Consider the following 26,622-nt stretch of genomic DNA (forward strand, 5'->3'; position numbering starts at 1 on the left):
CAGGAGAGTTATATGGCGAAGCTGATCAAGGCGTTTCGGGGGGTGCCGAAGGGCGCTATCTACCCGGTCGAATTTGCGGCCGGTGAGGAATGCCCTCCCGAACTTGAAGCCGGCGCGCGGGATTTGGGCGCGCTGGAAGCGAGTGCGGACGATTCAGACGAGAAGAAAGACCTTATGGCGCAGCTGGACGCGGCGCAGATCAAGTATGACAAACGCTGGGGCCTCGACAAGCTCCGTGCAGCGCTGGCCGAAGGCCCGAAGGACTGATCATGCCACTGCTGACGCCTGAAGAGTGCATTGCTCATTGCAACGCCGATCCGGCGGACGCGTCATTGCTGACCGATTTGCTCGCCGCTGCTGAAAGCGCAGTGGCAGGCCATCTCAACCGCGCATTCTTTTCGGCGCAAGCCGACCTCGTCGCCGCGCAGGACGCGCTGCCGCAGGCTGCCGGCGACGCTCAGGACGCATATGAGGCTGCCATGGCCGCCGCAGCGGATCTTGGCAACCCGGCTGCGCGCCAAATGGCAACTGCACTTGCGACGGAGCGGTTGAAGGAAGCGAAGACAGGCTTTCAGCGCGTGCTGTTCGGGATGGTGGCCACACCTCGTGTCAGGGCCGCAGTGCGGCTGACGCTCGGCAATCTGTATGCCAACCGCGAAGAGGTGGTTGTCGGCGCAAGCGCCGCTCGACTTCCCCAAGGGGTGCCGGAACTCCTGCGCGCTGATAGGCGGGAGATGATGCCATGAGGGCCGGCACGCTGCGCACCTGGATTCGAATCGAACGGCGGGAAGATGGGCAAGACGAGGGGGGGCAGCCGAATGGCCTCTGGGTGGAAGTCGCAATAGTACGCGCAGATCCCCGCGGACAGACCGGTATGGGCGCGATAACACGCAACCAGGAAAACGTGGGCGCTTCCATCAACGCTTACAGCTTTCGCATCCGTTTCCGTCGCGGAATTGATCAGGGAATGCGCGTTCTGGAACTGTTCGACGGGGAGCCCGTTGGCGATCCGTTCGACATCAAGAATGTGCGAATGGACCTTGCGCGCCGACAGTGGACGGACCTGATCTGCGAGCAGGGGGGCGGCGATGGCTAAGGGGCTGAAGGCGACGTTCGATACATCCGGCTGGTCCGCAGGCCTTGATCGGCTGTTGGGGCCCGCACGGGTCAGCCTGGCGCGCTCCATGGCCGTTGCCGGCGGAGAGGTGCTGAGAGATGAGGCCAAAGCCCGCGTGAATCCGCATAACGGTGTCTTGGCGGGCGCAATCTATCTGGCGTTCCGGGAGCGGTACTCGACTGAGCAAGAGGTCCAGTACGCAGTCACCTGGAACAAGAGCAAGGCACCGCACGGCCACCTGGTGGAGTTCGGACACTGGCAGATCTACGCGGTGATCCGCAAGCCGGACGGGAGCTATGTCACGGACAAGCGGCGCAAGCTGGCAACGCCAAAGTGGGTGCCCGCCTATCCGTTTCTGCGGCCGGCATATGAAGCCGCCTCGGAACGTGCGCAGGCGGCAATGATCCAGCGCGGACGGCAGCGCCTGCCTGAGCTTCTGGCGGGGCAGGAGGTGAACGATGACCCTTGAGTCCAAGTTGAAGGCGCTTCTGGGGCCGTTGGTCGGCGGGCGCGCCTATCCGGATGTCACACCGGACAAGCCGGAATTCCCGCTGATCGTTTACCAGGGCGCGGGCGGGCAAGAGCGTTGGTACGTGGAGGGCAAGCGCCGCGAGAAGCGGCACCAGCGCTTGCAGGTGTTTGTCTGGGCTGTGACGCGGGCGCAGGCGAGCACCATCGCCGATCAGATCGGCACCGCCCTGTGCGAAAGCGACTTTCCGGCCGTGGAGCCCTACGGCTCGCCCACCAGCCTCTACGAAGAGGCAATCAAGAAGTACGGCACCCGCCAAGACTTCGGTATCTGGTTCCTTCCCTCCTGACCTTTCCCCGCTTCTACATCAAACCCGGCCCCGCGCCGGGCTTTTTCATTTGAGGAACACAAATGTCTTCCATCTTCATCAATGGCACGCGGTATTCCATCTCGACGACCCTGGCCGCGGCCGCCGCCATCTCGGCCATCTCCAATACGAACCCGGCAGTCGCCTCCGCAGCCACTCCGCCGGAAGACGGCTCCATCCTGGTTCTGAAATCGGCGTGGACCAATCTGAACGAGACTGTCGCGCGCAGCGCCAATGCAGACGCCGACAGCTTCGAGCTGGAAGGCGTGGACACCACGAGCACCGTCCTGTTCCCGGCCGGCGGGGGCGCTGGCACCTATCAGGAGGTCAGTTCCTGGGTGGACCTGGACCAGGTGCGCGACGTGGTGATGGCCGGCGGCGATCAGCAATTCTTCAACTATCAGTACGTCGAGGATCCGACCAGCCGTCAGCGCCAGAAGCCGACGTTCAAGAACGCCATGACCATGACGGTCTCGCTGGACTACGACCCCGACAAGGCATGGTACGCGGCGCTGATCGAGGCCGACCGCCTGCGCGAGCCCGTCGTCGTGCGCGGCGTCCTGCCCAACGGTTCCACGCTCTTCTACTACGCATACCCCTCGTTCAACAAGGTCCCCGTGGGCCAGGTGAACGAGAACCTGCAGAACACGGCGGTCTTCTCCTTGATCGCCGATCCCATCCGCTACGAGGCCGCGTAATGACGTTCAAGATCAAATCCAACCCGACCATCGACGCCAGCATCACTATCGTCGGCCAGGGGCGCGAGCAGCAACTGAACGTCACGTACCGCCACATGACCGGCAAGGACTACGACGCATTGATGAAGCAGTTGGCGGCCGATGAAATTTCGACCGCCGACCTGCTGCTCCTGCTGCTCGAAAAGTGGGACGCAGATATGCCCTTGAGCAAGGAGTCGATTGACTTGCTCTGCGAGCATCAGCCCGGCGCCGATCTGGCGATCGCGAGCGCCTTCAACGACGCCATCCGGGTCGAACGCAGAAAAAACTGACCGAGGCTGTGGCGGCGTTCCTTTGGGAGCCGCCATCAGCCGCAACGTTAGCGATGGCCGGGTTAAAGCTCAGCGACTATACCCGGCCTTGCGCCGAACTTTGGCCGGACCACGTGCCGGCGTTCAACCTGTTCACGCGCAATTACACGCAGTGGCGTGTTGGAGCTGGAGGGCCGATAGGGCTGGACTACGGGGTCCTTTATCACGACCTGGACCGGCAAGAGCTTCCCAGGGTCGAGCAGCAGGAAATCATGGACGTTCTTCGGATCATCGAGCGGGCGGCCCTGGAAATCTTCCATAAGAGTTGAATATGGCACAGGAAAGCATTGGCACCGCGCGGCTAGACATCGTCGTCGACACGTCGCAATTTGACGCCGCCATCGCTTCGGCCAAGCGCGGCACCAGCGACATGTCGCAGGCCGCGCAGGCCGACTACACCAAGTTGGCCGCTGCGGAGCGCCGTCGTGTTGACGCCCTGGTGAATCAGGCCAACACCATCGGCATGACTCGAAAGGAGCAGATCCTTTACAACGCCTCCCTGCGTGGCGTGCCGACTTCGATCCTGGACGAACTCAAGACGAAGCTTGCGGCGACTGGAACGGCGGCGGCCGGCGCCACCAAGCAGATGAACCAGTACGGGGTGAGCGCTGCACAGCAGGCCGCCGCCCTTCGTGGTGTGCCGGCGCAAATCACAGACATCGTGGTTTCGTTGCAGGGCGGCCAGCAGCCCCTCACGGTGTTGCTGCAGCAGGGCGGCCAGTTGAAGGATATGTTCGGCGGCATCGTGCCGGCGGCGCGTGCCTTGGGCTCCACGATCATGGGTCTGGTGAACCCGTGGACAGTCGCCGCCGCGGCGGCTGCCGTCTTTTCAACCGCCCTCGTCTCGGGCAAGGGCGAGCAGCGAGAATTCACCGACACTCTGATTCTGAGCGGCAACGCAGCCGGGCAGACTGCCGCCGGTATGTCCAACCTGGCCACGCGCATCGCGGACGTGGCGGGGTCTCGCGGAAAGGCCGTCGATGCGCTCAACCTGATCGCAGCTTCGGGCAAGATTGCCGGGCAGAATTTCGCGGTGGTCGGAGAAGCGGCGGTTGAGATGAACCGCGTCACCGGAAAGGCCATTGCCGACACGGTGCAGGAGTTCGAAACGCTGCGCGGTAAGCCGGCGGAGGCCATCGCTGCTCTGAACGAGCAGCAGCATTTCCTGACGCTGGAGACCTATCAGCAGATCGCAAGCCTGGAGCGGCAGGGGCGCAGCCAGGACGCGGCGGCGCTGGCGCAGCGCACCTACGCGGACGCTGTGAAGCAGCAAGCGGCGGAAGTGCGGGAGAACCTGGGGACGCTGGAGACGGCGTGGGATGCGGTCAAGCAGGGTGCCAGCAACGCCTGGGAGGCGATGAAAAGCCTGGGGCGCGCTCCGAGCTTTGACGATCTCACCAACAAATTGCGCGCCGTCAACGCCGAGCTGGTCCAGATGCGGGCGAATGCGACTCCGCAGACGGACGAATCGCAAGCGTTCTTCGGGGACGGCGGGCGCGGAGGGCGCCGGCGCGCCCGTCCCCTGGAGCAAGAAAGCCGCCGCCTGACCGCTGAAGCGGCAATGCTTCAACAGCAGGCTGATGAAGCGGCGATTGTGGGCCTGCAGAAGCGCCAGGAGGCCGAAAAGATCGCCGCCGCGGCCCGCCTGTCGTCTCTCGCGAAGGAGACCGAGACCAATCGGCAAAAGCGCGAACGCGAGATTGCCCAAGTCAAGAAAGACGCCGATATCACCGGGGCGTCCCTTGAGACGCAAAAGAAGCTGATCGACCAGATCAACGACAAGTACAAGGACCCGGCGGTCAAGGCGTACACGGAAGACGCCGCTACCAAGCTTCTGCAGCAATACCGCGAGGCTGAGGCGTCCTTGCAGGCCCAGATCACCAGCGAGGGAAAGCTGGCCACCTGGGGCCAGAAGCGGGCTGAGTTCGAGCAGCAGATTGCCGACCTGAAGGATAAGAAGGTCCTGACGGCGGATCAAAAGAGCTTGCTCGCTCAGCAAGACCTGCTGCGCCGGCAGCTTGATCTGAACGTGGCGGCTGAGAAGGAGCTACGGACCAAACAGGAAACTGCCAAGGTCGAAGCGCTCCGCGCCAGCTTGGCCGCGAGTCGGGATCTGGAGCAGCAGCAGTATTCCGACCAGGTGGCCGGGGTGGGGCTGGGTGACCGCGCTCAGGAGGAACTGCGGGCGCGGCAGGGCATCTTGCGGGACTTTCAGCGCCAGCAGGCGCAGTTCGACCGCTCGATGGCGTCTGGGCAGATGTTGCCGGAGACTTACCAGAGCCAGACCGCTCTCCTGCAGGAACACCTGAATCTGCGCCTGTCGATGCAGCAGCAGTATTTCGACCAGGTCAGGGATGCGCAGACCAGCTGGAAGAACGGAGCCACGTCGGCGCTTGCCAACTACCTGGATTCAGCATCCAACGTGGCGGCGCAGTCAAAGGCGCTTTTCTCCAACGCGTTCCAGGGCATGGAGGATGCAATTGTTCGCTTTGCCACCACGGGCAAGCTCTCGTTCAAGGATTTCGCGACTTCCGTGATTTCTGATCTCGCACGGATTGCTGCGCGCCAAGCCATCGTCGGCATGGTGGGGAGCATCGTTGGCTCGCTGGCCGGAGCAGCTGCCAGCGGGATTTCGGCCGGAGCAAGCTACCAAGGCACCGGCATGACCGCCGTTGGTAGCACGGAGGGCATGACCGGCAATTGGGGCGCTATTGCTGGCGCTCGTGCATCGGGTGGCCCTACGGCCGCGAACTCGCTCTACCGCGTGAACGAACTCGGCCCAGAACTGTACTCGGAGGGTGGAAAGACCTACCTGATGAGTGGAGAGAACGGCGGCTATGTCACGCCCCTGAAAAACAGCATAGCCGGCAATGGCGGAGCAGCCGGCACGACGCCGTCCATTTCGATCCAGGTCAATGTCCAAAGCGACGGCACTGAAGAGCGAAAGGGCGGGGCCGACAACGAGATGGGCAACAGGCTCGCCGATGGTGTCGTGGCGCTTGTGCGCAGTGAAATCGCGCGTTCGCATAAGGCCGGGGGCGCAGCCTGGAATGCGCGGAACGGGAGGTCTTGATGGCAGATAAGTTTACGTGGCGCGCCACAGGGCAACCCAATGGCGCAGTGACATTCCGTCGCCTGACTGCGCAGTTCGGCGACGGCTACCGCCAGGTCGCAGGCGACGGAATCAATAGCAAGGTGCAGTCCTGGCCGCTCACGTTTGCGGGGAGCAAAAGGGAAATGGACGCGCTCGTCGCCTTCCTGGATCGGCATGCAGGAATTCGGTCGTTTCTTTGGACTCCGCCCCTCGGCGAAGAGGGGCTGTACGAGGCGCCCACCTTCAGCCTCTCGCACGTCGGCGGGGACGTTTACACCGTCTCCGCCACATTCCAGCAAGTTTTTAAGCCGTAGACCAATATGCAGACACTCGATCCTATCAACGTCGGGCAGGAGCCCAACGACGGAACAGGCGACCCTCATCGGGCGGCGTTTCAGAAGGTCAATGCCAATTTCGGCAAGGTGGTGGAAGGTATCGGCGAGGTGGGGACCGCGGCGCAGGAGGCCGCGGACGCCGCCCAGGCCGCCGGGCAGGTTGCTGCGGACGCTATCCCGTTTGATGCGGTCGGTGCGGCCGGTGGTGTGGCTCCACTGGATGCCGGGGGAAAAGTCCCCGGGGAGTATCTTCCTGAACAGGAAGAGTTCATTCCGATGGCCCAGAAAGGAGCCGCGGAAGGCGTGGCGACGCTGGGCGCGGACGGCAAGGTGACTCCCGACCAGCTGCCGAACGCGGTAGACGCTATTCCGCTGACGGAAAAAGGAGCGGCCGGAGGTGTAGCCACGCTGGACGCTGGCGGCTTGGTCCCTGAAGATCAACTTCCGCCCATTCCGAGCGGGCCGGCAGTCGGCACGCCAGATTTCTGGCCGCTGCGGTCGAGTATTCCGGCCGGTCAAATCCCCCAGGACGGGCAAACGGTATCGCGCGCGGCGTACCCAGATCTAACCGCTATGGTTCTGGCGGGCACGTTGCCGGTTGTGGCCGAGGCAACGTGGCAAAGTACCCCTACCGAACGTGGCAAGTACACGCCGGGCGACGGCTCGACCACGATCCGTATTCCTGATCTTAATGGCAAATCGGCGGGTTCGCTGGGGGCGGTGGTTTGGCGCGGCGATGGGTCCCTGTCTGCCGGTACCGGCGGTGTCATCCAACGCGACGCATTTCAAGGCCACCGACATGGGCCTATTCGTATTGTCGGGCAAGGTATCACGTCAGGCGGCGTGACCATGAACAACGTCACCGGCTCCGGGCCCTTCGTCGGCGCTGATCTTGTCGGTGAGGCGCAACCTGACGGGGTTAATGGCAACCCACGCACTGCGGTTGAAACTCGTGGGTTAAACGTGACGGGCGTGTGGACGGTCCACGCGTTCGGCGCGGTCGTGAATCCGGGAAGCGTGGACGCCGCGCAACTGGCCAGCGACTTGGCAGTGCTAAACGCAGCCGTGCAGACGCTGCAAGGGCAGATGGGCCACGCGTTCGGGGTAAGCCAGACGCTTCAAGACGTGACCGCTTCCCGTGCGCTAGATACGGTCTACACCAATAGTACGGATCGGCCAATTTCTGTTTACGTTCGGACTAGCTCATCCGCTTCGACCGCATACATCATTCTGTTCATGGATCAAAGTCCGATTTCCATAGCCACGTATACGCCAGGAACAACTACCGGACTTTCCATCACGGGGGTGATTCCCCCGGGGGCGTCCTACCGTGCGGCGGCGGTTTCAACGACGCTAGTTTCCTGGAAAGAATACCGCTAATGCAAACATTTCAAGATACCGAAACGGGCCAGTTCTGGCAGTTCGAAGATGACGTTCTGGTCACTGGAACAAACGGATCGCGCTATTTCAACGCCCCGCATGGTGCGGCGCTGGACGTCCCCTTGACGCTCGTTCCTGCCGAACTCCCGCCGCCCGTAGAACCGGAGCCCTATGTTCCGCAGTTCGTCAGCCGCTTCCAGGGCCGCGAGGCCATGTGGCGAACCCCGCACGGCAACACCACGCTATTCGAAGCCGCAGAGGCCGTGCTGGCCGACCCGGAAACGCCGGCCATGTACCGGCGCGCGTGGGATGACCTGCAGGAGTTCCGCCGTGACAGTGAAATGCTGGCCGCAATTGCGGGCATGTTGGGATTGACTGCTGCGCAGATCGACGCGCTCTTCATCCTGGCCGCGAGCATCAAGGCTTGATGGGGTTGACATGCGAATCTACGCGGACGTGCAAAAGCTTGAAGTCGGCGAGCTGGTCGACCTGTACGAACTGGACGCCAGCGGCATTGGGGGCACCCTGCAGCGGTTCCACGGGTACACGCAGGTCGGGCCCATCTGGTGGCAGGGCAATCAGTACGATCCCTGGCCGATCAAGGCGGAGGGGTTCGAACAGGTCGGCGAAGGCCAGCAGCCCACGCCGACGCTATCCGTCGGCAACATCGGTCAGGACGGCGAAGGCAATCCCATCGCAGGTGTGATTTCGGCCCTGTGTATTTACCTGGACGATCTGGTGGGGGCGCGGGTAATTGTCCGCCGCACGCTGGGGAAATACCTGGATGCGCGCAACTTCGCAGACGGTAACCCCACCGCGGCGCCCGAGGAAGAACTGCCGTCAGAGGTCTGGATCATCCAGCAGAAGACCGCTGAAACGGCTGAGATCGTTGAGTTCGAACTTTCGAGCGCGCTGGATTTCAACGGGCAGATGCTTCCCGCCCGGCAGATCATCGCCGGCGTATGCGGCTGGCTGACCAAGGGCGGCTACCGAGGCACGTACTGCGGGTACACCGGATCGCGCATGTTCGACATCGAGGGCCGCCCTGTGACGGACCCTGCTCTGGACCGTTGCTCCGGGCTGCTGACCGACTGCAAGAAGCGCTTCGGCGAATACGAAGTGATCAATTTCGGCGGGTTCCCTTCGGCGGACCGCATCAGAGGATAGCCATGCGCAAGAAGACAATCGAGGCCATTCGCGCTCACGCGGTGGCCGAATACCCGCGCGAGTGTTGCGGCCTGGTGGTGGTCCAGGGGCGGCGCGAGGCCTACTTGCCTTGCCGCAACCTGGCGGACGGAACGGACCACTTCATCCTTGATCCGCAGGACTACGCCGCGGCGGAGGAGGGCGGCCGCATTACCGCCGTCGTGCATTCCCACCCGGATATGCCCGCAACGCCCAGCGAGGCCGACCGCGTGGGGTGTGAGGGATCGGGGCTGCCCTGGTTCATCGTGGCTGCGGCCAAGGATGGCGCCGGCCAGGTGGTGCCCGGCGAGCTGTTCGGCTTCGCGCCCGAGGGATATCAGGCCCCGCTACTAGGCCGCCCGTTTGCTCACGGCGTCCTGGACTGCTACAGCCTCGTGCGCGACTGGTACGCGCGCCAGCGAGGCATCATGCTGCCCGATTTCCAGCGGCAGGACGGCTGGTGGGAGCCGGGGAAAGAGGGCGATCTGTACATGGACCACTACGCCGAGGCGGGATTTCGGCCACTGGCCGCCGGAGAGCAGATCGCGGCTGGCGACGTGGTGTTGATGCAGATCCGCTCGGACCGTGCCAACCATGCCGGGATCTTCATCGGCACGGAGCCGTTGACGGAGGCGCCGAACCTGTTCCCTGTGCCCGATGCAATGCTGCAGCATCTGTACGGTCGGGACTCGGAGCGGGTGGTATACGGCGGCTACTGGCGCGAGGCGACTCGTTTGGTGCTGCGATACGAGGGTGTGACATGAGCGAAACGCTACGGGAAGTGCGGTTGTATGGCCGCCTGGGCGCGCGATTTGGCCGGCTTCATCGGTTGGCCGTCAGTAGCACGGCGGAGGCGATCCGCGCGCTGTGCGTGCTTGTGCCAGGGTTCGAAAAGGAACTGAGGGACAGCGAGGCCCACGGCGTTCGGTACGCATGCTTCATCGGAAAGCGGAATATAGGGGAAGGCGAGATGTGCCACCCAGTTGGACCCGAGGCTATCCGTATTGCGCCCATCTTGGCGGGGGCAAAGCAAGGCGGGCTGTTCCAGGTGATCATGGGGGCCATCTTGATCGTCGCAGCAATCTACTTCCCCCCGGCGGCTGGGCTCGCCGCGTTCGGAACGTCGGGGGCTATTGTCGCGCCCATGATGATGTCGATGGGTATCGCGATGGCAATGGGCGGCGTTGTCCAAATGCTGTCGCCGCAGCAGAAGGGGCTGAGCGCCGCCGACAGTCCAGAGAATGGCGCGTCGTACAACTTCAACGGCCCGGTGAACACATCAGCGCAGGGTAATCCGGTTCCGCTTCTCTATGGACGGATGATCGTGGGAAGTGCGGTGATCTCTGCGGGGATTTTTGCTGAGGATCAGGTATGAATTTGGATTATCGTCCAGCCAACAGGGCGCCTTCGGGCGCCCTTGTTGTTTCTGGGGCCAAGCAACCGCGCCGGGTGCCGATTTCGGGGTTTGGCGGAGGGAAGGGCGGAGGGGGCGGACGTTCGCCCCGAGAGGCCCCGGACAGCCTGCATAGCACGGCGTTCGCACGCGTCATTGACCTCATCAGCGAGGGTGAAGTCTATGGCCCCACACATGGCCTGGCCGGCGCCCTGCGCGATGTGTACCTGGATGGGACACCCGCAGCAAACGAGGACGGGTCCCTGAACTTTCCGGGTGTCTCGATCGATTTCCGTACCGGCACGCAAACGCAGGATCCGCTGCCGGGGTTTCCCGCATCGGAGTCCACTGCCGGCGTGGGCGTCGAGTTGACGGGGGCCGTTCCTTGGGTGCGAACCATCACCAACGTTACCTTGTCAGCCGTTCGCATCACGCTGGCGGTGGCGGGACTGAGCAAGGCCAATACCAGCAATGGAGACATCGGCGGATATCGCGTCGAGTACCTGATCGAACTCAGCACCGATGGGGGCGCGTATCAGCAGGTGTTGTCGAGCGCGTTTGACGGAAAGACGACGCAACGTTATGCACGGTCCCACCGCGTCGACCTGCCCGCCGCGCGGACAGGATGGTCGGTACGGGTGCGCCGTCTGACCGTCAACGCCAGTAGCAGCACGATCTCCGACCGGACCTATATCGACAGCCTGACCGAAATTGTGGATGCGAAGCTGCGGTATCCAATGTCGGCAGTTGTGGGAACCAAGATCGATGCGTCCCAGTTTCAGACCATCCCGACGCGAGCCTACGACTGGAAGGGACGCATTATTCGCGTCCCGTCCAACTACAACGTGGACAGCCGCTCCTACTCCGGGACGTGGGATGGCACATTCAAGCTGGCCTGGACGGACAACCCGGCGTGGATTTTCTATGACCTGGTCAGCAATGACCGCTATGGCCTGGGCGAGCGCATTCCGGCCGGCTGGTTGGACAAGTGGGGGCTGTACCAAATCGGACGGTACTGTGACGAGCTTGTGCCGGATGGATTCGGCGGCCTGGAGCCGCGGTTCACCTGCAACTGCTATCTGCAATCCGCCGCCGATGCGTATCGCGTCCTGCAGGATCTGGCGTCGGTCTTTCGCGGCATGGCGTACTGGGCCAGTTCATCGGTCATGGCCGTCGCGGACATGCCCGGTGATCCCGTCTATACGTTCACGTCCGCCAACGTCATTGATGGGAAGTTCAGCTACGTCGGATCCGCGCTCAATACCCGGTACACGGTGGCGCTAGTCTCCTGGAATGACCTTTCGGACATGGGTCGTCAGAAGGTCGAGTATGTGGAGGATCGGGAAAGCCTTGGGCGATACGGCCTCAAACAGATCGAAGTAAGCGCCTTTGGCTGCACGTCGCGCGGGCAGGCCAACCGGGTTGGAAAGTGGCTTTTGCTGACTTCGCGCATGGAAACGCGCTCGGTGTCGTTCTCGGTCGGCCTGGACGCTTGCCGGGTTCGCCCAGGCAGCATTATCCGGGTGGCGGACCAGCATCTGGCGGGGCGCCGTATCGGCGGGCGCATCCGCGAGGCCACCAGTACGGTAGTCACGGTGGATGCGGAACTGGGTGTTCGCCCTGGGGATCGCCTGGTGGTGAACCTGCCCAGCGGGGTCGCGGAAACTCGGATCATCAGCTCGGCGGTCGGCGAAGGTCTCACGGCGGACATGACTCGGTTTACCGTCGATTCCACCGAATTGACTGCGGACCTGATCGGGCTGCCGGGCACCGTCTTGAATATCGCGGTGACCGCCCCGTTCTCGGAAGTGCCCGAGGCGGAATGCGTGTGGACGCTGGAATCCGAGGAGCTTTCCGCGCAGCGGTTCCGGGTACTCGGCATCAAGCGGGGCAATGGCCTGACGGCGGAAATCTCCGCAATCCAGCACCAGCCGGGCAAATTCGCCAATGTCGACTTCGGCACGCGGCTGGAGCCAGCACCGATCACGGTTATTCCGCCTGGTGTCCAGCCTCCGCCGACCGATGTGAAGATTACGTCCTATTCGGTGATTGACCAGGGATATGCGAGTCACACGGCAGTCTTCTCGTGGACCGCTGCGGCGAGCGCCGTCGCCTACGAGGTGCAGTGGCGCCGGGATAATTCGGACTGGATAAATCTGCCGCGTACGGGATCGACAAGCATCGAAGTGCCCAACATCTTCGCTGGGGGCTTCATGTGTCGCGTGCGGGCGCTGAACGCGCTGAACATCCCATCTATCTGGGCGTCCTCGGTGCTGACGCAACTGGACGGCATCATTGGGCCGCCGCCGGTCGTCACAAGCCTGGCCGCTACCGGGCTTCTGTTCAGCATTCAGTTGGATTGGGGGCTGCCCACGGGGCCGTCGATCATCGATCACACGGAGTTGTTCTACGGGGAGACGCCCAACCTGGAGAACGCCATTCCCTTGGGCAACTTTGCGTTTCCGCAGAACACGCACACGCTGTTCGGGCTGCGTGCCGGCAAGGAGCTTTGGTTCTGGGCGCGGCTGGTGGACAAGAACGGCGTAAAGGGCGATTTCTATCCGGTGGGGATGGGCGTGCGAGGAATGGCCAGCGACGACGCCGGGCCGATTCTCGATCAGATTGGAGGCAAGATTGAAGAGAGCATGCTCGGCCAGGACTTGATCGACAAGATCGATTCCGGCGGGGGCGCTGCGACGGAGATCAAGCAGGTGCAGGACGGTCTGAACGCCATGGTGAGCATAAAGGCCGGCGTCACGGCCAACGGGCAGTATTACAGCGCGGGCATGGGTGTGGGCGTGGAGAACACGCCTTCGGGTATGCAAACGCAGGTGCTGTTCCTTGCTGATCGCCTGGCGCTGATCAACTTGGTGAACGGGGTCATTTCGACGCCGTTTGCCATCGAGAACGGGCAGACCTTCATCCGCTCCGCCTTCATCCAGGACGGCACGATTACCAACGCCAAGATCGGCGAATACATCCAGTCGAACAACTATGTGCCCGGCGTGTCCGGCTGGCGCATCGACAAGGCTGGGAACGTCATGGAAATCAACTCGCCCCTGCCTGGGGGCGGGCGGATGCGGATCACGTCGCAACAAGTGATCGTCTACGACAGCAACAACATCGACCGGGTGACCCTCGGCTATATCCCCTAGGAAAAGCGTATGGCATTCGGGCTGATGGTGAAGGATGCCGCCGGTAACGTGCAGGTGCAGTACACCTCCACGCTGCCGCGCATCCTGGGTGAGTTTGCGACGGGCGTCGCCGACGGTGCCATTGCGGCGCCCGAGTTAGCAGGTGGCACGCCCTTTTTCTTTGTTCTGGGCGGAGACGGGGCGGCAAGCTACTTGAACATGCCGGTGGTGTCCATCAGCGGGACCACAATCTCCTGGTACTTCGTAGCGGCAGCCGCCCGCGTTTCCGTTCGAATTGCATATGGGAGGGTCGGGTAATGGCGGACTATGGATTGCGGATCCGCAACGCGGCCTTGCAGACGCAAATCGACAGCACCTACAGGAACCTGTCGTTCTGGACCAAGGGCACGGCTATCGCGAATGTCGCCACAGGGTTTGTCTCTTGGCGGTCGGTCACGTTCACGGTTCCGTACACGGCCACAAGCGCCTTTGCCTGGCGGTGTGACTTTCCAGCGTTTGTGGTCGGATCCACGTTTGCCGCTTCGTCTATGACCGTGACATTCCTGGTCTACATCGTTGGCGGATCGGCAGGCACGATCAATTGGTACGTGTTCGCTGCTCCGGACGTTACTGGATTGCCAGGAGGCCAGTATTACGGGTTGCGGGTCAAGGATGCCCTGGGGAGGACGGCATTCGATTCCCGCAACCAGTACATGAAGTACCTTGCGGCGATTGCAGGCTCCGACACCGACATTCCGGCGACTCAGGACAACCTGTACCCCGAGTTCTTGAACTTCCAGATGCCGGTCGGGTCGGTGCCGGCCGTGTTGCAGGGCAACTTGGCGACAAGCATCGCGGAGGTCCCGGTTGGGATCAGCCTTCCAGACTACATGTTGTTCTGGTCGGCAGCCTGCATGCGGCAGTCCGGATCTACCGTCAACCTCGCATATTGCGTCCGCGTGCAAGGGCCCTATCAACAACCGATCAACCCGCCGCAGATCCGGCGCCAGCCGTGGAGCTACACGGTTATCGACGTGGCGGGCCTGTAGCTATCCCACGACCGCCATAGGGCGGCATTCCTTTCATACATCCCGCTTCGGCGGGCTTTTTTTCGTCCATACGGGAGGCAGCGATGCAGACCCAACACAGGAGCATTTCAATGGAACCGAGTTCTACGGGGCTGGGAGGCCTCGCAGCTTTGAAGGTCGCAATGGCGTATGGGGTGCCGGCCGCAATCGCCGCGATCCTCGGGCTGCTGATCATGCCGCCGCGGACGGCGCGGGAGTTCACCGTCCGCACCGTTTCGACCGTCGCATGCTCGTTCATGTTCGGCCCGGCACTCGCGGGGGCGGTAATCGCGTGGAAGCCGGGGCTGATGGACGCGATGACCTGGCTGGCGCACCATGGCGCCGGCAGCGACGACGCACTGCTGGCGAAGTTCTACGTGTTGGGGCCGAGCATGCTGCTGGCTGGCCTTCCTGCATGGTGGGTGTTGGGCGCGTACATGCGGTGGATGTCGCGTATGCGTGATCAGGGCGTGCTGCCGTGGCTGGATGAGGTGCTGGCGCGATTGCCGTGGCGCCGGCCTGGCGGGGAGGGTTGATCGTGGACCTGAAGACCGTCAACGATAAGGCGATCGGCCCGGCTCTGGCGCTGCTGCCGGCCAAGATGGACAGCGCAGCGGGGCGCATCCAGCTGCTCGCGACCGGCCTGCAGGAAAGCCTTTTCCTTCACCGGCGGCAGCTGATCGGCCAGCCGCCCAGACCTGCCGGTCCGGCGAAGAGCTTCTGGCAGGGTGAGGTGGGGGGCGGCATGGTGCATGGCGTCCGGCTGCATGTCGCGACCCGCGCCGCGGCCGCGCACCTGTATCAGGCCCGGGGTGTGCCGGCGCGCGACGCAGCCATCTGGGATGCTATCGAGCACGACGATGTGCTGGCGGCCGGCCTGGCGCGTCTGCTTCTCTGGTCTGATCCGTTGCCGCTGCCCGAGGTGGGCGCCGAAGAGGATTCCTGGGCGCTGTACCTGCGCACCTGGCGGCCGGGTGCTTACGCACGGGGCACGCCGGTGCAACGCGCTGAACTCCGCGCGAAGTGGCGTCAGAACTATGCCTTGGCGGCCGATGAGGTGGCCGGATGATCGGGGTCAAGAAGATTGTTGCCGGCCTGGCCGGATGGCGTGGGTATGCAGCCGCCGCAGTGGCTGGCGCGGTGCTGATGGGCGGCGCGGTGTGGACCGCGCAGGGGTGGCGATACGGTGCGCAGATTGCCACCATCCGTGCCGACGAGGCCGGCCGGGTGGCCGAGTCTCAGCGCATGGCGCGCGAGATCCTGCAGCGGCGGTATGCCGAGGTGGGCGAGATCAACGATCGGAACGCAAAGGCTGAATGGGCGGCCTACGGAGGTCTACGCAGTGCGCAAACTCAAGATGAAGGCCTGCGGGCTGATGTTGACGCTGGCCGCCAGCGGCTGCACGTCGCTGCCACCTGCACCGCCACCGGCGGTGGAGTGTCCGAAGCCGGGGCCGGCGCCCGCGTGGATGATGGAGCCCGCGCCGAACTTGATCCAGCTGCTCGATCGGATTATTTCGCCCTCAGGGCTGGAATCCAGCAAGTGACCGCGCAACTGGCCGCCTGCCAGGCGCGGCTTCGTTGAATCGAGGATTCAGCCAGAACCCAACATTTGGGAGGGGGCTGGTTTTTGGCACGTCGCGTGCTGCAGGACCTGCACACTGAGCGGCGCGGGGCCGCGGCCGAGGCGAAAGAAATGGAACAGGAAGATTTTTTGGCTCAAATACTTACCAGATCTGCAAAGTTGAATAACTTTGGGGACTGGGCAGACATTCTGGGCGATTACGCGTCCTGCCTCTGGAATTTGCGGGATAAGTTGGAACCGGAAGAGATCGAGCGCTTGTTAGACGTTGGCGCGGCGTTCTACCGCACGTTGGCACGCGCAGAGGACTACCGTCGCAGCCCCCTCTGAAGGTGCTGCATGGTCTCGGTGCGGCGGACTGACTCCGCGTTCTCATGATACGGCGCGCTTATGCGCTACAGCGACGGCTACGGCGCCGTCTGGCATACGGTATTTCCCGCATGACAGCCAAATGACGGGTTCGCCTGTCGGCAAGGAGCAAATGTACTCGCGGACGGGGAGTCCGGTTGGACCGCGTTTGGTGACTAGCCTACGCTCCACCCGGCAGATGGAACGATCGGGCAGCTTTACAATCACATCGGACAATCGAGTGCCCTCCGCCATGTTCTCCCCTCCTCAGATGATTGCGCCCGAGGTCGGATGGTCGTCACCTGGCGGGGCATTGGTCCGTTGGCTTCTTATTTAACACCTCGAGCCTCTGAGGAACATACGGCGTCCGGCTGAACAGCTCAGCTGGGATGTGTGTTTTTCGATGTACTCCTTCTCTGGACAAGAATTTAAAACGCCCCATTCCTGGGGCGCAAAAATATTCTAGATATGCCTTCGCTCGATTGAGCGCGGAGGAGGCCTCGCACTCGCCATCGGTTTCCGCGATTCTGTTTCGGCTACCCAACCAGCTTCCCATGCGTCGACTTTTTCACGCCACTCCGCGATCGCCTCGCCCGTGTGGCCAGGCATGGCCGAGGCGCAATAGTAGGGACAGTCCAATAAGCTCAACCCTTCGCGGGCAGCTTTGGCTCCCAACTTTCGGATGTCGTCGCGTTGCATTGCTATACCCTCCAAAAGAAGATCACGGGAAGGTCAGTATTGCGCGTCGGGGTGGAGCTAGCAATAGTGTTGCGATACTACTTGTCCTAGCGCGGCGCCATCTCCTTGCGCAGCTTAGCCGGCGTTTTCCATGTGGGCGTCTACCATTTCATCCCGTCCAAATTTCTTCAACTATAGCTCGGCGTCTTCCAAGGTCTGATAGCGGCTCCGAATGGAACCCTCGAAAGAGGGCTCAGTACAGGATCAGTCCGCGGCGTGCGGCGCCCAGTTCTTTGGGAACGCCCCTTGCGGCGGATGGCGAACGCGCGGGGCGCGCATCTACGAACCTGGGAGAAATCATATGGCTACGAGCAAGAAGGGCGACACCGCGAAAATCCAGGACCTGCTCTACCAGGCGCTGGAAACCGAATTGGGCGGGATTGAGGTATACACCGCGGCGCTGACCTGCGCCACAAACGAAGATTTGGCGAAGGAATGGCAGGGATACTTGGACGAAACCAAAACCCACAAGCAAGTGTTGCTAACTGTTTTTGAAGAAATGGCGCTCGATGCAAACCTGGAAGTGCCCAGCCGTCAGGTGGTGAGACATCACGGGGAGTCCCTGGTTGCCGCAATCGAATTGGCGAAAAAGGGCGGGGATCCTACCGCGGCACAAATAGTCGCTGCGGAATGTGTGGTGCTCGCAGAAACCAAGGACCACCAGAACTGGGAATTGATCGGTCTGGTGGCAAGCAAGTTATCTGGGCCCGAGTCGAAAGTTCTGAAAAAGGCGTATGACGCGGTGGAAAAGGATGAAGATCATCACCTCTACCATACGATGGGTTGGACCCGTGAGTTGTGGATTGAGGCCCTTGGGTTCCCGGCAGTGCTGCCTCCTCCTGAAGAGGTCAAGAAGGTCGAGACTGCGATAGGCGCGTCAAGGGCGGAGCAAGATCGGGACAAAATGCTCTAGCGCGCGCTCTCAGGTCTTGGGTTATTGGCCACCCAGCCCTTTCTTTATTAAGAAGGGGCGTTTTTGTGTTCGCGGCGCCCACTCTGGGACTCTCGTGCTGTGATGGGATTGACCCGATAGATCAACGCGTCGTACAAGGACCAGATCACGGGTGGGAGGCCTAAATTGCATCGGGATGGGGGCAACCGGCATCCCGGAACGGCCGAGGAGGTGCCCCATGGTGAGGATTGACTGGAACCCTCAGGCCGCGGAAGCGGTATTGAGGTTGGCAGGTGCAGATCAGCGCCGCGTCGTTGATGCCGTAGGCGATCTTCGGGGGCGTGTGGAACATCAGAGTGGATGGTTTTGCGCGGCGGAGCAACACAATATGACTGCAGGCAGTTACGAGATCTGTTTTCGAGTGCGTGATGGCGCTGTGGAAGTGCTGGATGTGAACTTAAGAGAACGGCCGCGATGAAGGAAATCGGACCCCAAATTCTCTACGTTGATGACGTACCGGAGTTTGCAGTGCTGCGCTATGACGAGTACCAGCGCTTGCTCGAGCTAGCATGCGCTTCGCCGGCACGGCCAGCCGATATTTCTAATCCGCCGGCAGACGGCCAACACCCTGCCGCGGATGATGACTTAACGACGCCTGCGACTGACAGGTCGGCGCTTCCCTTGTGCGATGAGTCCGTTAGACCTCGAATTCCTCCAGATGGCCTGATACCGCATGAAGTAGTCGTCGCCGCAGCCCATAACCATTGGTCGCTCGCACGCGCCTGGCGGGAGTATCTCGGCTTGAATCAGCTGACCATGGCGCAGCGCCTCGGAGTGAGCGTGTCGGAATATGTGACCATGGAAATGGAGTTCTTCCGCCTGTCCCCCACCAGTAAAGAACGTCTTGCTGACGGACTCGGAATCGGACTGGATCAGATCTTCGTGCGCCGGCGACGCTTTCGCCGGAAGGACTATGAATAGGGGGGGCTTGGGAGAGGCTGCGGCGGCTCAGACGGGTGTGCCGGCCGTCTGAGGGCCCGAAGGATCTAGCCCACCGCCGCAGCGTTCCCACTCCGCAAGTTTCATGCCGTGATGGCGTACGCCCATGACAGGGCTTCGGTGTCAGGGAGGACCCACTGCATCCACTACCCCTGGTAGTAGCGCCGGCCGTCGCTCTCGTCAAAGTCGCAGTTCATCGTTCCGCGTTCGATCACAGCGTCGAGGGAACTGAGGATGGGGGTTCCGATTCGCGCTTTGGACGCAACAAAAAGCCACCCGAAGGTGGCTCCGTTCCCTTAAGCCAATTAAGGCCTGAATGTGAACGTGTTATGCGCAAATCGATCCAGCAGGGCAAAAATGTTGATGGTCTGCACTCCCAAATGCTGGGCCGCATCGGGCAGTTTGATAGATGTCGTGCTTTGGGGCGCGCTCACTTCGTTCGTGACGATCGTGTATTGACCGGGGTAGTTAGCCGCGAAGGCGATAAGCCAGATGTCAGCAGATTCAGCACGCAAAAACTTGTCCCGCGCTGGCTGCTTGAACGAAGGCTGCCGTTGATGGGCCCATTGAGTGAGCGCTTGGAACTGCCGCAAGGCTCCTGCAGAGTTTTGAAAAAAACCTTCGTGGTCCTTTTGTCTGGCCCAACTCACCAGGTGGTCAGCTAAATTTCCCCGAAGTAACTCGTCTCGGACTTTGTCAATGCTCGAGAGTGCCCCATGGGCGTGGCAGTCATTCAGCCATCCCCAAAAGCCAGCACAGTAGCTGGGCTTATAATAGAGGTCCTTGGCGGCGATGAGCGCGTCGGAATCAAGCAGGTATCTCACGTTGCCTCTTGTACACGGTCATTACCCTATTGGGTGCAACCTTTAAAAGGTGGCCAGCCTCGCGAAAAGAGATCGCGCCGACGGCGGCTAGGCTTGCGACCTTTGCGGAGAACGTCTTGCTGTTTCTGACATTCAAAGTTCTGTAGAAATCGCCGCCGCTGCTCGACCCTTTTCGCTTTGTGGCAAAGTGTTCGTACACTGGGAAATCGACCAGACCGAAGTCCAATGCCCGACGCGCAATCACAAGTTCGCTAACCCTAAACTGTAGGCGCCCCTGATCTATAGAGGCCCATTTATCCAAGCGTTCGTTCTGGCATTTGTGCCATAGAGTCAGGAACTCCTGCTCGGGTACGAGGAGTTCGGCCGCAACTTGATTGCATAATTTCTCCGTCGTATTACTTGTTCTGGGATTAGCGTCAGACACTCCGGATTGCCCGAGCCATAAATGAGCCAACTCGTGGGCAAGCGTGAACACCCATGCAGCCGGTGCATCTGCGCCGTTGATGAAAATAAGAGGAGCTAAGCTGTCGCTTAAAGCAAACCCGCGAAACTCCTTCACGGACAGGGGGCGGCGAGTATTGGTGCCAACGATACCGTTTTTGAAGACTAGAATGCCTATGCGTTCAACCCGGGTTACGAGTTCGGAGTACAACTCATCCGGAGATGCTAAAGACTTCCGGTTGAGATCATCAAGAAGTAACCACGCTCGGATATTCCCGGCGATGATTTTCGGGTCGCGATGGCCGGCACAGCCGCCAATAAACTTCAGTGCCTCTGCGCCCTGCTGCTCTAGATAGGCTCGATACCAATCCTGTTTGAACTCAATGTCCTCTAGCGTTTCAAAGAAATCTCGACTTAGAGGGTCGGCGGTTTGGACCGTACGGAAATCGGCAATGGACAGCGCTCTTGCTTGGGGAGGCTCTTCCAAGAAGAGATACCCTAGCGGGACGCCCGTCAACTTTGCAAGCTTGGTGATTTGCGATTCGGTCAACTGACCTTTCACGATATCGTCTTGCTTTTTCTTAGAAAGCTTATCCGCAACTTCGTGCAGAGTCATGCCGACCTCGCCAGCGGCCCATTTCAGTACGGATGGGGACAGCGTCAGATATTCCATAATCGGCGCGTGGGCAAGAAGTCCCATCAATGATAGCGACGGCTGGACGTCTGCAAGTAATATCCAGTCTCGAAGTGTTGCCGATTGGTTACTTTATGTCAACACCTGTGTGCTTCAGGTGGGCGGAATGCGAAGGTCTGGGGCCGCTTGAGACCAACGCCGCTTAGTCCTCGCAGTCCACGACGATGTGCTACCCGAAACGGCGCTCGGCGCTGAGTGAGGTCTCTCCCGCCAGTGGGGCATCCTGGGCGACGTTTCCATGCGCACTTGAGAATCGACTGTTGGCGGAAGACGCCACGCGTCACGTGCGAGGGCTCTTCGCTGGTTGCTGGCCTTTCCCTTGGGACCGCTGCAGATAGGTGCGCAGATATGAACCCAGAAGTCTGTGCCTTTTAAACATGAAGTCCGAGAGGTCGGATTCGGAGAACGTCACGTGGTCTATCGGGTCTTCTTCGTCACCCCATCCGGCAAACTTTACGATGACGTATGCAGAGCGTGGCTCGATTTTCTCACCGCTCGATAACTCTCGACTGTAGAAGCCGTTTTCCATAGCGATGGTGTCGATGAAGCAGTAGAAGCGGTATCTCCAATATTCTTCGTGTTCGTTCAGGACGACGTCGTGTGCTCCTGGGCGGCGCATTGCAGAACGAAGGCGCTTGTATCGCTCCAAGTGGCGCGCCGTAGTGAGCCACGTGACACGGTTCGACTTCGGCCGAGGCGCGGTGCCATTTTCGGTAAAGACTTCCCAAGCGCGAGCCAAAGATAGAATCGCTTGCTCGGCAAGCAGGTCATTTCGCTTCTGGTTGGAGTCGGCTTTGTAGACTACAAGCCCAGCCAAGAACGTCAGGGCTGTTGCCCCCGCGCCGATAGCTTGGAACAAATTGGATGTTTCCGTTTCCATGCCACCATCTCCCACTCTGCGAAAAATAGGGATTGTGCCAGACCTCTATTGCGCGTAGAGGCCTCTGTCGCGGCATGGGCGCATAGGGCCGGCCGTTAGGTGTACCGATCGAGGCGCTACGAAGCTTGCGCGCAAGTGAGGTTTCGCACGAGTGTTGCGGTACAACGGGCTGAGGTGGTAAATCTCGACGACGACTAAGCAAAATCCAGTGTTGGGTTGGGCTGGACGCGGTTGAACACACTACGGAGGACGTCGAAATGCGGGCGGTCATTAAACGGGCTGACCTATACGAGCGAGTATGGGCCATACCGATGACGAAGCTATGTCAAGAGTACGGCTTGTCCGATAATGGTCTGAGAAAGATTTGCAAGGTCCTGTCTGTTCCAACCCCTCCTGCTGGACACTGGATGAAGCTTGAGGCGGGAAAACCAGTGGCTAGGCCTCCTCTCCCGCCCGCTGGGGCGCAAGAGTCGTATGTGCTGGAAATGTCCGAAAATCCATCTCTGCCGGAGGACAAACGAAGTCCAATTACCGCGGACTTGGCCCATCGTATAGCTGCGGAGGCGGATGACGCTTCGCGCATCGTGATGCCTCCCGCTGGCCGGTGGCATCGCGCTTTGATTCCGTTTCGCGATCACGTGCTGGAGCAGGTTAAGGACTGGAGGCAAGAGGAAAAGATTTACGAAGCGAGCCAAGTAAAAAAAGCAGCACGGTCGCGGCAAGAGCCTTCGCTTGACGGCTACGTATGGAAGATGTTCGTCAGGGAGGGAGGCTTTATTTTTCCCAAGCATAAGTCCGTCGCTGCCCGAGTCACGCTCAACACATACGAGCGAGGATTAGCTCTGCTAAATGCACTTTGCTTCGCGGCGGAGACTCGGGGCTTCTCAGTCGAACTGACTACAGAGAACTCCGACAGCGTCCGGCTGGCATTCGACGACGTCCCAATTTGGCTCCGCGTGGGGGACCGTACTGGCTTCGAATGGTTTCACGAAGACGGAACCCCTTCAGAAAACGGAATGGGCACGCGGCGCCGCACAATGCCCCATGGCACACTGCGCATCTATTGCCACGTTCTGTACTCAAACAACAAGGTGCTTGACGAGTCTGAAGCGAGTCCTTGGGAGAATCGCCTAAACGAGGTATTTGTTTACCTGTACCGTGCCGTCGCACGGGCAAAAGAAAAAATCCTGAGCAGAAAACTCGAAGAAGATGAACGGAGGATCGCCCTTGCGAGGCGCGATGAAGAGCGGCGTCTACGGGAGATGCATAGCCAGCACCTTTCTTTGGCTCGGGCGGATCAAATGCGTGGAGAGCAAGCGAGGCTTGAGCGTGAGCGAGCTTTGCTCGACGAGGCTGAAAAATGGAAGCAGGCCCGCGACTTAAGGGACTACATCGGGCACATTGAACGGGAGACTCGAGCGGAAGCGGGCGCGAAGGAGTGGCTTGCTTGGGCTCGAGATGTTCTTGGGCGACTAGACCCAGCACCACGACGGATCACGTCGTTTCAGCGAGACGACGAAGGGTGAACCGATGCCAGGTCTGTGGTCACCGGACCTTGACGTAATCTTGACGTAACGGGATCTAATTCTCGGTATAAAGCTACTAAACTAGCCCCGGCTTGAGGAGTGGCTATCGCTGCAAGTTGTTGAATTTGAAGCTAGTTTCGTTTGTGTTGGTTTATAAATGCCCCGACTCATAATCCGTTGGTGCCGAGTTCGACTCTCGGGGGGCCTACCAAAGAAAGACGCGGGTCTCGGAGCAATCCGAGGCCCGTTTTCTTTTCCGTGAATCATGCGCATTGCCTCAATGGCGAAAGCCGCGAAGGCGCGGCTTTCGCCATCCTGGTGCCCACGTACGTCTCGGTCGATGTGACCGAACCATGCCAGGACTGTCCTGAGGTTTGGCTGATGCTGCCGATGGCTTTGGCTTACGGTGCCAGCCCTAGCCGGCCGGTCGCAGGGCCAGTCCGCAGATTTGAACGCGCGTCAGCATATACGGCGTGTTAAGTACACAGGCTCCATCTGCATCGTGTGCGCCGGAGATTCGCTGAGCGGTTCACGCAAAAGTCCAGCTCAATCTTTTTTTGGTCAAGTTCTTGCTGGGCGCATAGAACCTTGCCCTGCCTATATAATCCCAGCCGCATCGAAGGAGAAAAGATTGGCAAAAGACGCCAGTGCTGAAGGGCTTAGGGGGCTGGCAGCTGTTAACGTTGTGATCTCTCATATGATCCTAGCGTTCTTTCCTGCTGCGTTCACTCATTACTTTGCTTGGGTCGCAGGCCCGGAGGCGATCTACGGCCGGGTGGAAAGCTTCTTTGCGACGCCGGGTGTGTCTGTACTTTGGAACGGAAGTTTCCCCGTCTCAGTCTTCTTCGTGTTGAGCGGCTACGTCCTCACAAAGAGCTTCGTCGAACGACAGGATTTGACCATCGCTCGGTCTTTGGCTGCTCGCCGGTACTTCCGTCTGAGTGGGCCCGTTCTAGGTAGCGCACTATTCGCGTTCAGCCTCATGAGTCTGGGACTCTACAATTCCGTCGAGGTGGCCGCCATGACCTCGTCAACTTGGCTAAAAGGCATGTGGAATGTCACACCGAACTTTTTCGAGGCGGTTCGGGAAGGTCTTTTTGGTGCGATATTCCGCGGAGAGGTTTCCTATAACCCGGTCTTCTGGACCATGCGGATTGAGTTCATCGGCTCACTGCTGATCTTGGCATATCGATGTCTGACGCTTAGTCGGCGCAGTCAAGCCGTTGGGGCAGTGATCTACATCATTCTGACTGTGTCATTCGCACCTGGGGAGTGGGTCGCTTATCTTGCATTTCTTCTGGGGACTCACCTCAATGATCTGCCGAGCTCCAGGCACCGCGGTATGCTATATGGGCTTGCCCTGTTGGGGTTGTACTTGGGAGGTATCGATGGCTCCAAGCTATATGCGTGGCTTGGTCTTATTCCAGTAGGGACTGCGTCAAAAAATGGGGTGTTTGCGGTCTTTGGTGCGGTGATACTTGTATATGCTGTGAAAGGTGGAGCATTTTCGAATTTGTTGCAGAGCCGGCCCGTTCAGTTTTTAGGGCGAATCTCATATTCGCTCTACCTCGTCCACCTGCCGATCATATTAAGCGTGGCTTGCGGGTCGTATCTGTGGCTCGCAACAGAGCAGGGTTTTGGCAGGGTTGGGGCCGCTGCACTGGCATTTTCCATAGCCCTCCCCACAACTATCGCCGTGGCAATGGTTTTTACCCGCCTGGTGGATGAACCATGCATTAAGTTCGCAAAACGTCTCTTTCCTTCCGGTGAGGCCTCGTCGACGATCTCACCAGGAAAGTCGGCGAAAGATCTGATGTCGAACGCTTGACCGCGATAGTCAATAGTTAACCAGCTCCGGAGGGTTTTCTTACGTCTACTGGACACGTGACTTAAACAGCTGGGACTTTACGATTTTCTCCTTCGCGCCGGTAAACGACTAGAACCAATGGCTGCTCAGGCATTCCTGCCGAAAGTGCTATTGAAGGCTTCACACTGCGCATCGTCGGGCGGCTTAACTGGACGGCTGAAGGCAGTTTCGTTGGACTCTGCCACTTGGCGTCCAAGGCATGTACGAGGCTGCGACCTACGCTTCGATTCCTGTCGGCGGCGGGGTCCACAGTCGCTCCGTCACGTTCCTGCAGAACGCCGCAGTGTGGGCGGGACTATTGTTGAGCGCTACCGCTCGTCTGAACAAAATGCAGAGGAACAGGGCTGTGCGGCGGTTGGGGGACGATTTGGTGCTGCTGATCCTCAGGCAAGGCGGGTTGACCTATTTGCCCGCGGCGTCGTAAAACGACCCCAATCCCCAGGCTTCGGGGGAAGAGTGGATAAAGGGGAAGGAGCCGCCGCATGGATAAAATCGATTGGAATCCCTATGCAGCGAAAGCGGTGCTTGGCTTGGCAAGCGCAGATCAGCGTCGAGTCGTTGACGCCGTATGGGACTTTCGTTGGCGCATGGAGCATGAGACGGGTTGGCGATCGGCCGCCGTGCAGCACAGCATCACGGCTGGAGCCTATGTGATCACTTTTCGCGTGCTGGACCGAGCTGTCCAGGTGCAGGACGTCAAATTGGGAGGGGACCTGCGATGAAGGAAATCGGCCCCAAGGTTTTACACGTTGACGGTGTTCCCGTGTTTGTGGTGCTGCGCTATGACGAGTACCAGCGATTGCTCGAATTGGCCTCTGCCTCGCCCGCCCGGCAAAGCGACATCGCTGATTTGTCGGCGGAGGGTCCGTATTCTGCCGCTGATGATGATTTGACGACGCCTTCGACCGACAGGTCGGCGCTGCCTGCATTCGATGAGGCGTTGCGCCCGCGAATTCCCGCCAATGGGCTGATTCCGCACGAAGTGGTCGTCGCCGCGGTGCATAACCACTGGTCGCTTGCGCGTGCCTGGCGGGAGTATCTGGGCTTGAATCAGCTGACCATGGCGCAGCGACTTGGCGTGAGTGTTTCCACGTATGTGACCATGGAAATGGAGTTTTCTCGTCTATCCCCGGCCAGCAGGGAACGGCTGGCGGATGCGCTGGGCATCGAGCTGGATCAAATCTTCGTGCGCCGGAGGCGATTGCGCAGGACGGCTGTGAATACCACAATGCGCTGAGGGGCT

General features: G+C 60.5%; 32 protein-coding genes. 28 read left to right on the forward strand and 4 right to left on the reverse strand.

Translation table 11 applies throughout. The features are described from left to right. The first annotated feature begins 12 nt into the window (after positions 1 to 12). The 22 genes from ABE485_RS13595 (at position 13) to ABE485_RS13700 (ending at position 16,500) form a co-directional block, all read left to right on the forward strand. Positions 13 to 267 carry a hypothetical protein gene (locus ABE485_RS13595; protein ID WP_346515815.1) on the forward strand — a complete coding sequence of 85 codons (255 nt, stop codon included), beginning with the start codon at positions 13 to 15 and terminating at the stop codon, positions 265 to 267. A 2-nt stretch (positions 268 to 269) separates the two neighbouring features. Next, the gene (locus ABE485_RS13600; RefSeq protein ID WP_346515816.1) at positions 270 to 746 is read left to right on the forward strand and encodes a hypothetical protein; all 477 of its coding nucleotides are present in this window, start codon (positions 270 to 272) and stop codon (positions 744 to 746) included. Continuing rightward, positions 743 to 1,096 (forward strand): head-tail adaptor protein, encoded by a 354-nt coding sequence (locus tag ABE485_RS13605; RefSeq protein WP_346515817.1) that lies wholly within the window; start codon positions 743 to 745, stop codon positions 1,094 to 1,096. The genes ABE485_RS13600 and ABE485_RS13605 overlap by 4 nt, the downstream gene beginning before the upstream one ends. After that, positions 1,089 to 1,586, forward strand: a complete 498-nt coding sequence (locus tag ABE485_RS13610) for an HK97 gp10 family phage protein (RefSeq protein WP_346515818.1) — start codon at positions 1,089 to 1,091, stop codon at positions 1,584 to 1,586. Before ABE485_RS13605 ends, ABE485_RS13610 begins: the two co-directional genes overlap by 8 nt. Beyond that, entirely contained in the window at positions 1,576 to 1,935 is a 360-nt protein-coding gene (locus ABE485_RS13615; RefSeq protein ID WP_346515819.1) for a DUF3168 domain-containing protein, read from the forward strand. The genes ABE485_RS13610 and ABE485_RS13615 overlap by 11 nt, the downstream gene beginning before the upstream one ends. 62 nt (positions 1,936 to 1,997) lie before the next feature. Beyond that, positions 1,998 to 2,651, forward strand: coding sequence for a phage tail protein (locus ABE485_RS13620; protein ID WP_346515820.1), 654 nt, complete (start codon positions 1,998 to 2,000; stop codon positions 2,649 to 2,651). Continuing rightward, positions 2,651 to 2,962 (forward strand): phage tail assembly chaperone, encoded by a 312-nt coding sequence (locus ABE485_RS13625; RefSeq protein ID WP_346515821.1) that lies wholly within the window; start codon positions 2,651 to 2,653, stop codon positions 2,960 to 2,962. The genes ABE485_RS13620 and ABE485_RS13625 overlap by 1 nt, the downstream gene beginning before the upstream one ends. Before the next feature lie 8 nt (positions 2,963 to 2,970). Beyond that, the gene (locus ABE485_RS13630; RefSeq protein ID WP_346515822.1) at positions 2,971 to 3,270 is read left to right on the forward strand and encodes a DUF1799 domain-containing protein; all 300 of its coding nucleotides are present in this window, start codon (positions 2,971 to 2,973) and stop codon (positions 3,268 to 3,270) included. 2 nt (positions 3,271 to 3,272) lie between these two features. After that, complete coding sequence (locus ABE485_RS13635) at positions 3,273 to 6,074, forward strand: phage tail tape measure protein (protein WP_346515823.1); 2,802 nt, start codon at positions 3,273 to 3,275, stop codon at positions 6,072 to 6,074. After that, on the forward strand, positions 6,074 to 6,409 hold the full coding sequence (locus tag ABE485_RS13640; protein WP_346515824.1) for a phage tail protein: 336 nt from the start codon (positions 6,074 to 6,076) through the stop codon (positions 6,407 to 6,409). Before ABE485_RS13635 ends, ABE485_RS13640 begins: the two co-directional genes overlap by 1 nt. Positions 6,410 to 6,415: 6 nt before the next feature. Continuing rightward, positions 6,416 to 7,810, forward strand: a complete 1,395-nt coding sequence (locus ABE485_RS13645) for a phage tail protein (protein WP_346515825.1) — start codon at positions 6,416 to 6,418, stop codon at positions 7,808 to 7,810. Beyond that, a complete protein-coding gene (locus ABE485_RS13650) occupies positions 7,810 to 8,238 on the forward strand; it encodes a hypothetical protein (RefSeq protein ID WP_346515826.1) in 429 nt (142 codons plus the stop codon). The genes ABE485_RS13645 and ABE485_RS13650 overlap by 1 nt, the downstream gene beginning before the upstream one ends. A gap of 10 nt (positions 8,239 to 8,248) precedes the next feature. Continuing rightward, the gene (locus tag ABE485_RS13655) at positions 8,249 to 8,977 is read left to right on the forward strand and encodes a phage minor tail protein L (RefSeq protein ID WP_346515827.1); all 729 of its coding nucleotides are present in this window, start codon (positions 8,249 to 8,251) and stop codon (positions 8,975 to 8,977) included. A gap of 2 nt (positions 8,978 to 8,979) precedes the next feature. Next, positions 8,980 to 9,759: a C40 family peptidase gene (locus tag ABE485_RS13660; protein WP_346515828.1), complete on the forward strand. Its 780-nt coding sequence runs from the start codon at positions 8,980 to 8,982 to the stop codon at positions 9,757 to 9,759. Then, a complete protein-coding gene (locus tag ABE485_RS13665) occupies positions 9,756 to 10,370 on the forward strand; it encodes a tail assembly protein (RefSeq protein ID WP_346515829.1) in 615 nt (204 codons plus the stop codon). The genes ABE485_RS13660 and ABE485_RS13665 overlap by 4 nt, the downstream gene beginning before the upstream one ends. Beyond that, entirely contained in the window at positions 10,367 to 13,543 is a 3,177-nt protein-coding gene (locus tag ABE485_RS13670) for a host specificity protein J (protein ID WP_346515830.1), read from the forward strand. Before ABE485_RS13665 ends, ABE485_RS13670 begins: the two co-directional genes overlap by 4 nt. A gap of 9 nt (positions 13,544 to 13,552) precedes the next feature. Further along, positions 13,553 to 13,840, forward strand: a complete 288-nt coding sequence (locus ABE485_RS13675) for a hypothetical protein (protein ID WP_346515831.1) — start codon at positions 13,553 to 13,555, stop codon at positions 13,838 to 13,840. Beyond that, a complete protein-coding gene (locus ABE485_RS13680; protein ID WP_346515832.1) occupies positions 13,840 to 14,571 on the forward strand; it encodes a hypothetical protein in 732 nt (243 codons plus the stop codon). The genes ABE485_RS13675 and ABE485_RS13680 overlap by 1 nt, the downstream gene beginning before the upstream one ends. A gap of 110 nt (positions 14,572 to 14,681) precedes the next feature. Then, a complete protein-coding gene (locus ABE485_RS13685) occupies positions 14,682 to 15,125 on the forward strand; it encodes a hypothetical protein (RefSeq protein WP_346515833.1) in 444 nt (147 codons plus the stop codon). 2 nt (positions 15,126 to 15,127) lie between these two features. Continuing rightward, positions 15,128 to 15,658 carry a hypothetical protein gene (locus ABE485_RS13690; protein WP_346515834.1) on the forward strand — a complete coding sequence of 177 codons (531 nt, stop codon included), beginning with the start codon at positions 15,128 to 15,130 and terminating at the stop codon, positions 15,656 to 15,658. Then, positions 15,655 to 16,173 (forward strand): lysis system i-spanin subunit Rz, encoded by a 519-nt coding sequence (locus ABE485_RS13695; protein WP_346515835.1) that lies wholly within the window; start codon positions 15,655 to 15,657, stop codon positions 16,171 to 16,173. The genes ABE485_RS13690 and ABE485_RS13695 overlap by 4 nt, the downstream gene beginning before the upstream one ends. A 57-nt stretch (positions 16,174 to 16,230) precedes the next feature. Next, on the forward strand, positions 16,231 to 16,500 hold the full coding sequence (locus ABE485_RS13700) for a DNA-3-methyladenine glycosylase (protein WP_346515836.1): 270 nt from the start codon (positions 16,231 to 16,233) through the stop codon (positions 16,498 to 16,500). A 480-nt stretch (positions 16,501 to 16,980) separates the two neighbouring features. On the opposite strand, the gene ABE485_RS13705 is transcribed toward ABE485_RS13700, so the two are convergent. After that, entirely contained in the window at positions 16,981 to 17,217 is a 237-nt protein-coding gene (locus ABE485_RS13705) for a CrpP-related protein (RefSeq protein WP_346515837.1), read from the reverse strand. A 340-nt stretch (positions 17,218 to 17,557) separates the two neighbouring features. Here ABE485_RS13705 and ABE485_RS13710 point away from each other — a divergent pair, with 340 nt between their 5' ends. Then, positions 17,558 to 18,169 (forward strand): hypothetical protein, encoded by a 612-nt coding sequence (locus tag ABE485_RS13710; RefSeq protein WP_346515838.1) that lies wholly within the window; start codon positions 17,558 to 17,560, stop codon positions 18,167 to 18,169. Positions 18,170 to 18,622: 453 nt separating this feature from the next. Next, positions 18,623 to 19,129, forward strand: coding sequence for a helix-turn-helix transcriptional regulator (locus ABE485_RS13715; protein ID WP_346515839.1), 507 nt, complete (start codon positions 18,623 to 18,625; stop codon positions 19,127 to 19,129). Between the two features lie 323 nt (positions 19,130 to 19,452). Here the strand turns inward: ABE485_RS13715 and ABE485_RS13720 are convergent, their stop codons facing one another. From ABE485_RS13720 to ABE485_RS13730, 3 genes are all read right to left on the reverse strand, one after another. Then, the gene (locus ABE485_RS13720; RefSeq protein ID WP_346515840.1) at positions 19,453 to 19,971 is read right to left on the reverse strand and encodes a DUF4411 family protein; all 519 of its coding nucleotides are present in this window, start codon (positions 19,969 to 19,971) and stop codon (positions 19,453 to 19,455) included. After that, on the reverse strand, positions 19,955 to 21,085 hold the full coding sequence (locus ABE485_RS13725; protein ID WP_346515841.1) for an ImmA/IrrE family metallo-endopeptidase: 1,131 nt from the start codon (positions 21,083 to 21,085) through the stop codon (positions 19,955 to 19,957). Before ABE485_RS13725 ends, ABE485_RS13720 begins: the two co-directional genes overlap by 17 nt. Before the next feature lie 301 nt (positions 21,086 to 21,386). Then, the gene (locus ABE485_RS13730) at positions 21,387 to 21,986 is read right to left on the reverse strand and encodes a hypothetical protein (protein ID WP_346515842.1); all 600 of its coding nucleotides are present in this window, start codon (positions 21,984 to 21,986) and stop codon (positions 21,387 to 21,389) included. A gap of 476 nt (positions 21,987 to 22,462) precedes the next feature. On the opposite strand from ABE485_RS13730, the gene ABE485_RS13735 reads away from it, so the two are divergent. The 4 genes from ABE485_RS13735 to ABE485_RS13750 all read left to right on the forward strand — a co-directional run bounded on the left by ABE485_RS13735 (position 22,463) and on the right by ABE485_RS13750 (position 26,616). After that, entirely contained in the window at positions 22,463 to 23,512 is a 1,050-nt protein-coding gene (locus tag ABE485_RS13735) for a hypothetical protein (protein ID WP_346515843.1), read from the forward strand. A 631-nt stretch (positions 23,513 to 24,143) separates the two neighbouring features. Then, positions 24,144 to 25,340 carry an acyltransferase family protein gene (locus ABE485_RS13740; RefSeq protein ID WP_346515844.1) on the forward strand — a complete coding sequence of 399 codons (1,197 nt, stop codon included), beginning with the start codon at positions 24,144 to 24,146 and terminating at the stop codon, positions 25,338 to 25,340. A 521-nt stretch (positions 25,341 to 25,861) separates the two neighbouring features. Next, on the forward strand, positions 25,862 to 26,101 hold the full coding sequence (locus ABE485_RS13745) for a hypothetical protein (protein WP_346515845.1): 240 nt from the start codon (positions 25,862 to 25,864) through the stop codon (positions 26,099 to 26,101). Further along, positions 26,098 to 26,616, forward strand: a complete 519-nt coding sequence (locus ABE485_RS13750; RefSeq protein WP_346515846.1) for a helix-turn-helix domain-containing protein — start codon at positions 26,098 to 26,100, stop codon at positions 26,614 to 26,616. The genes ABE485_RS13745 and ABE485_RS13750 overlap by 4 nt, the downstream gene beginning before the upstream one ends. The last annotated feature ends 6 nt before the right edge of the window (positions 26,617 to 26,622 follow it).

The organism is Achromobacter spanius, assembly GCF_039673305.1.
GTDB lineage: Bacteria > Pseudomonadota > Gammaproteobacteria > Burkholderiales > Burkholderiaceae_B > Achromobacter > Achromobacter spanius_F.

What these genes read in the sequence shown, in the direction of transcription:
- ABE485_RS13625 (WP_346515821.1), top strand. Translation starts at nt 2,651, where the DNA reads ATGACGTTCAAGATCAAATCCAACCCGACCATCGACGCCAGCATCACT.
- ABE485_RS13710 (WP_346515838.1), top strand. Translation starts at nt 17,558, where the DNA reads ATGGCTACGAGCAAGAAGGGCGACACCGCGAAAATCCAGGACCTGCTC.
- ABE485_RS13745 (WP_346515845.1), top strand. Translation starts at nt 25,862, where the DNA reads ATGGATAAAATCGATTGGAATCCCTATGCAGCGAAAGCGGTGCTTGGC.
- ABE485_RS13620 (WP_346515820.1), top strand. Translation starts at nt 1,998, where the DNA reads ATGTCTTCCATCTTCATCAATGGCACGCGGTATTCCATCTCGACGACC.
- ABE485_RS13725 (WP_346515841.1), bottom strand. Translation starts at nt 21,085, where the DNA reads ATGGAATATCTGACGCTGTCCCCATCCGTACTGAAATGGGCCGCTGGC.
- ABE485_RS13595 (WP_346515815.1), top strand. Translation starts at nt 13, where the DNA reads ATGGCGAAGCTGATCAAGGCGTTTCGGGGGGTGCCGAAGGGCGCTATC.
- ABE485_RS13705 (WP_346515837.1), bottom strand. Translation starts at nt 17,217, where the DNA reads ATGCAACGCGACGACATCCGAAAGTTGGGAGCCAAAGCTGCCCGCGAA.
- ABE485_RS13695 (WP_346515835.1), top strand. Translation starts at nt 15,655, where the DNA reads ATGATCGGGGTCAAGAAGATTGTTGCCGGCCTGGCCGGATGGCGTGGG.
- ABE485_RS13610 (WP_346515818.1), top strand. Translation starts at nt 1,089, where the DNA reads ATGGCTAAGGGGCTGAAGGCGACGTTCGATACATCCGGCTGGTCCGCA.
- ABE485_RS13640 (WP_346515824.1), top strand. Translation starts at nt 6,074, where the DNA reads ATGGCAGATAAGTTTACGTGGCGCGCCACAGGGCAACCCAATGGCGCA.
- ABE485_RS13600 (WP_346515816.1), top strand. Translation starts at nt 270, where the DNA reads ATGCCACTGCTGACGCCTGAAGAGTGCATTGCTCATTGCAACGCCGAT.
- ABE485_RS13715 (WP_346515839.1), top strand. Translation starts at nt 18,623, where the DNA reads ATGAAGGAAATCGGACCCCAAATTCTCTACGTTGATGACGTACCGGAG.
- ABE485_RS13750 (WP_346515846.1), top strand. Translation starts at nt 26,098, where the DNA reads ATGAAGGAAATCGGCCCCAAGGTTTTACACGTTGACGGTGTTCCCGTG.
- ABE485_RS13605 (WP_346515817.1), top strand. Translation starts at nt 743, where the DNA reads ATGAGGGCCGGCACGCTGCGCACCTGGATTCGAATCGAACGGCGGGAA.
- ABE485_RS13660 (WP_346515828.1), top strand. Translation starts at nt 8,980, where the DNA reads ATGCGCAAGAAGACAATCGAGGCCATTCGCGCTCACGCGGTGGCCGAA.
- ABE485_RS13650 (WP_346515826.1), top strand. Translation starts at nt 7,810, where the DNA reads ATGCAAACATTTCAAGATACCGAAACGGGCCAGTTCTGGCAGTTCGAA.
- ABE485_RS13685 (WP_346515833.1), top strand. Translation starts at nt 14,682, where the DNA reads ATGGAACCGAGTTCTACGGGGCTGGGAGGCCTCGCAGCTTTGAAGGTC.
- ABE485_RS13675 (WP_346515831.1), top strand. Translation starts at nt 13,553, where the DNA reads ATGGCATTCGGGCTGATGGTGAAGGATGCCGCCGGTAACGTGCAGGTG.
- ABE485_RS13665 (WP_346515829.1), top strand. Translation starts at nt 9,756, where the DNA reads ATGAGCGAAACGCTACGGGAAGTGCGGTTGTATGGCCGCCTGGGCGCG.
- ABE485_RS13635 (WP_346515823.1), top strand. Translation starts at nt 3,273, where the DNA reads ATGGCACAGGAAAGCATTGGCACCGCGCGGCTAGACATCGTCGTCGAC.
- ABE485_RS13670 (WP_346515830.1), top strand. Translation starts at nt 10,367, where the DNA reads ATGAATTTGGATTATCGTCCAGCCAACAGGGCGCCTTCGGGCGCCCTT.
- ABE485_RS13615 (WP_346515819.1), top strand. Translation starts at nt 1,576, where the DNA reads ATGACCCTTGAGTCCAAGTTGAAGGCGCTTCTGGGGCCGTTGGTCGGC.
- ABE485_RS13680 (WP_346515832.1), top strand. Translation starts at nt 13,840, where the DNA reads ATGGCGGACTATGGATTGCGGATCCGCAACGCGGCCTTGCAGACGCAA.
- ABE485_RS13645 (WP_346515825.1), top strand. Translation starts at nt 6,416, where the DNA reads ATGCAGACACTCGATCCTATCAACGTCGGGCAGGAGCCCAACGACGGA.
- ABE485_RS13655 (WP_346515827.1), top strand. Translation starts at nt 8,249, where the DNA reads ATGCGAATCTACGCGGACGTGCAAAAGCTTGAAGTCGGCGAGCTGGTC.
- ABE485_RS13730 (WP_346515842.1), bottom strand. Translation starts at nt 21,986, where the DNA reads ATGGAAACGGAAACATCCAATTTGTTCCAAGCTATCGGCGCGGGGGCA.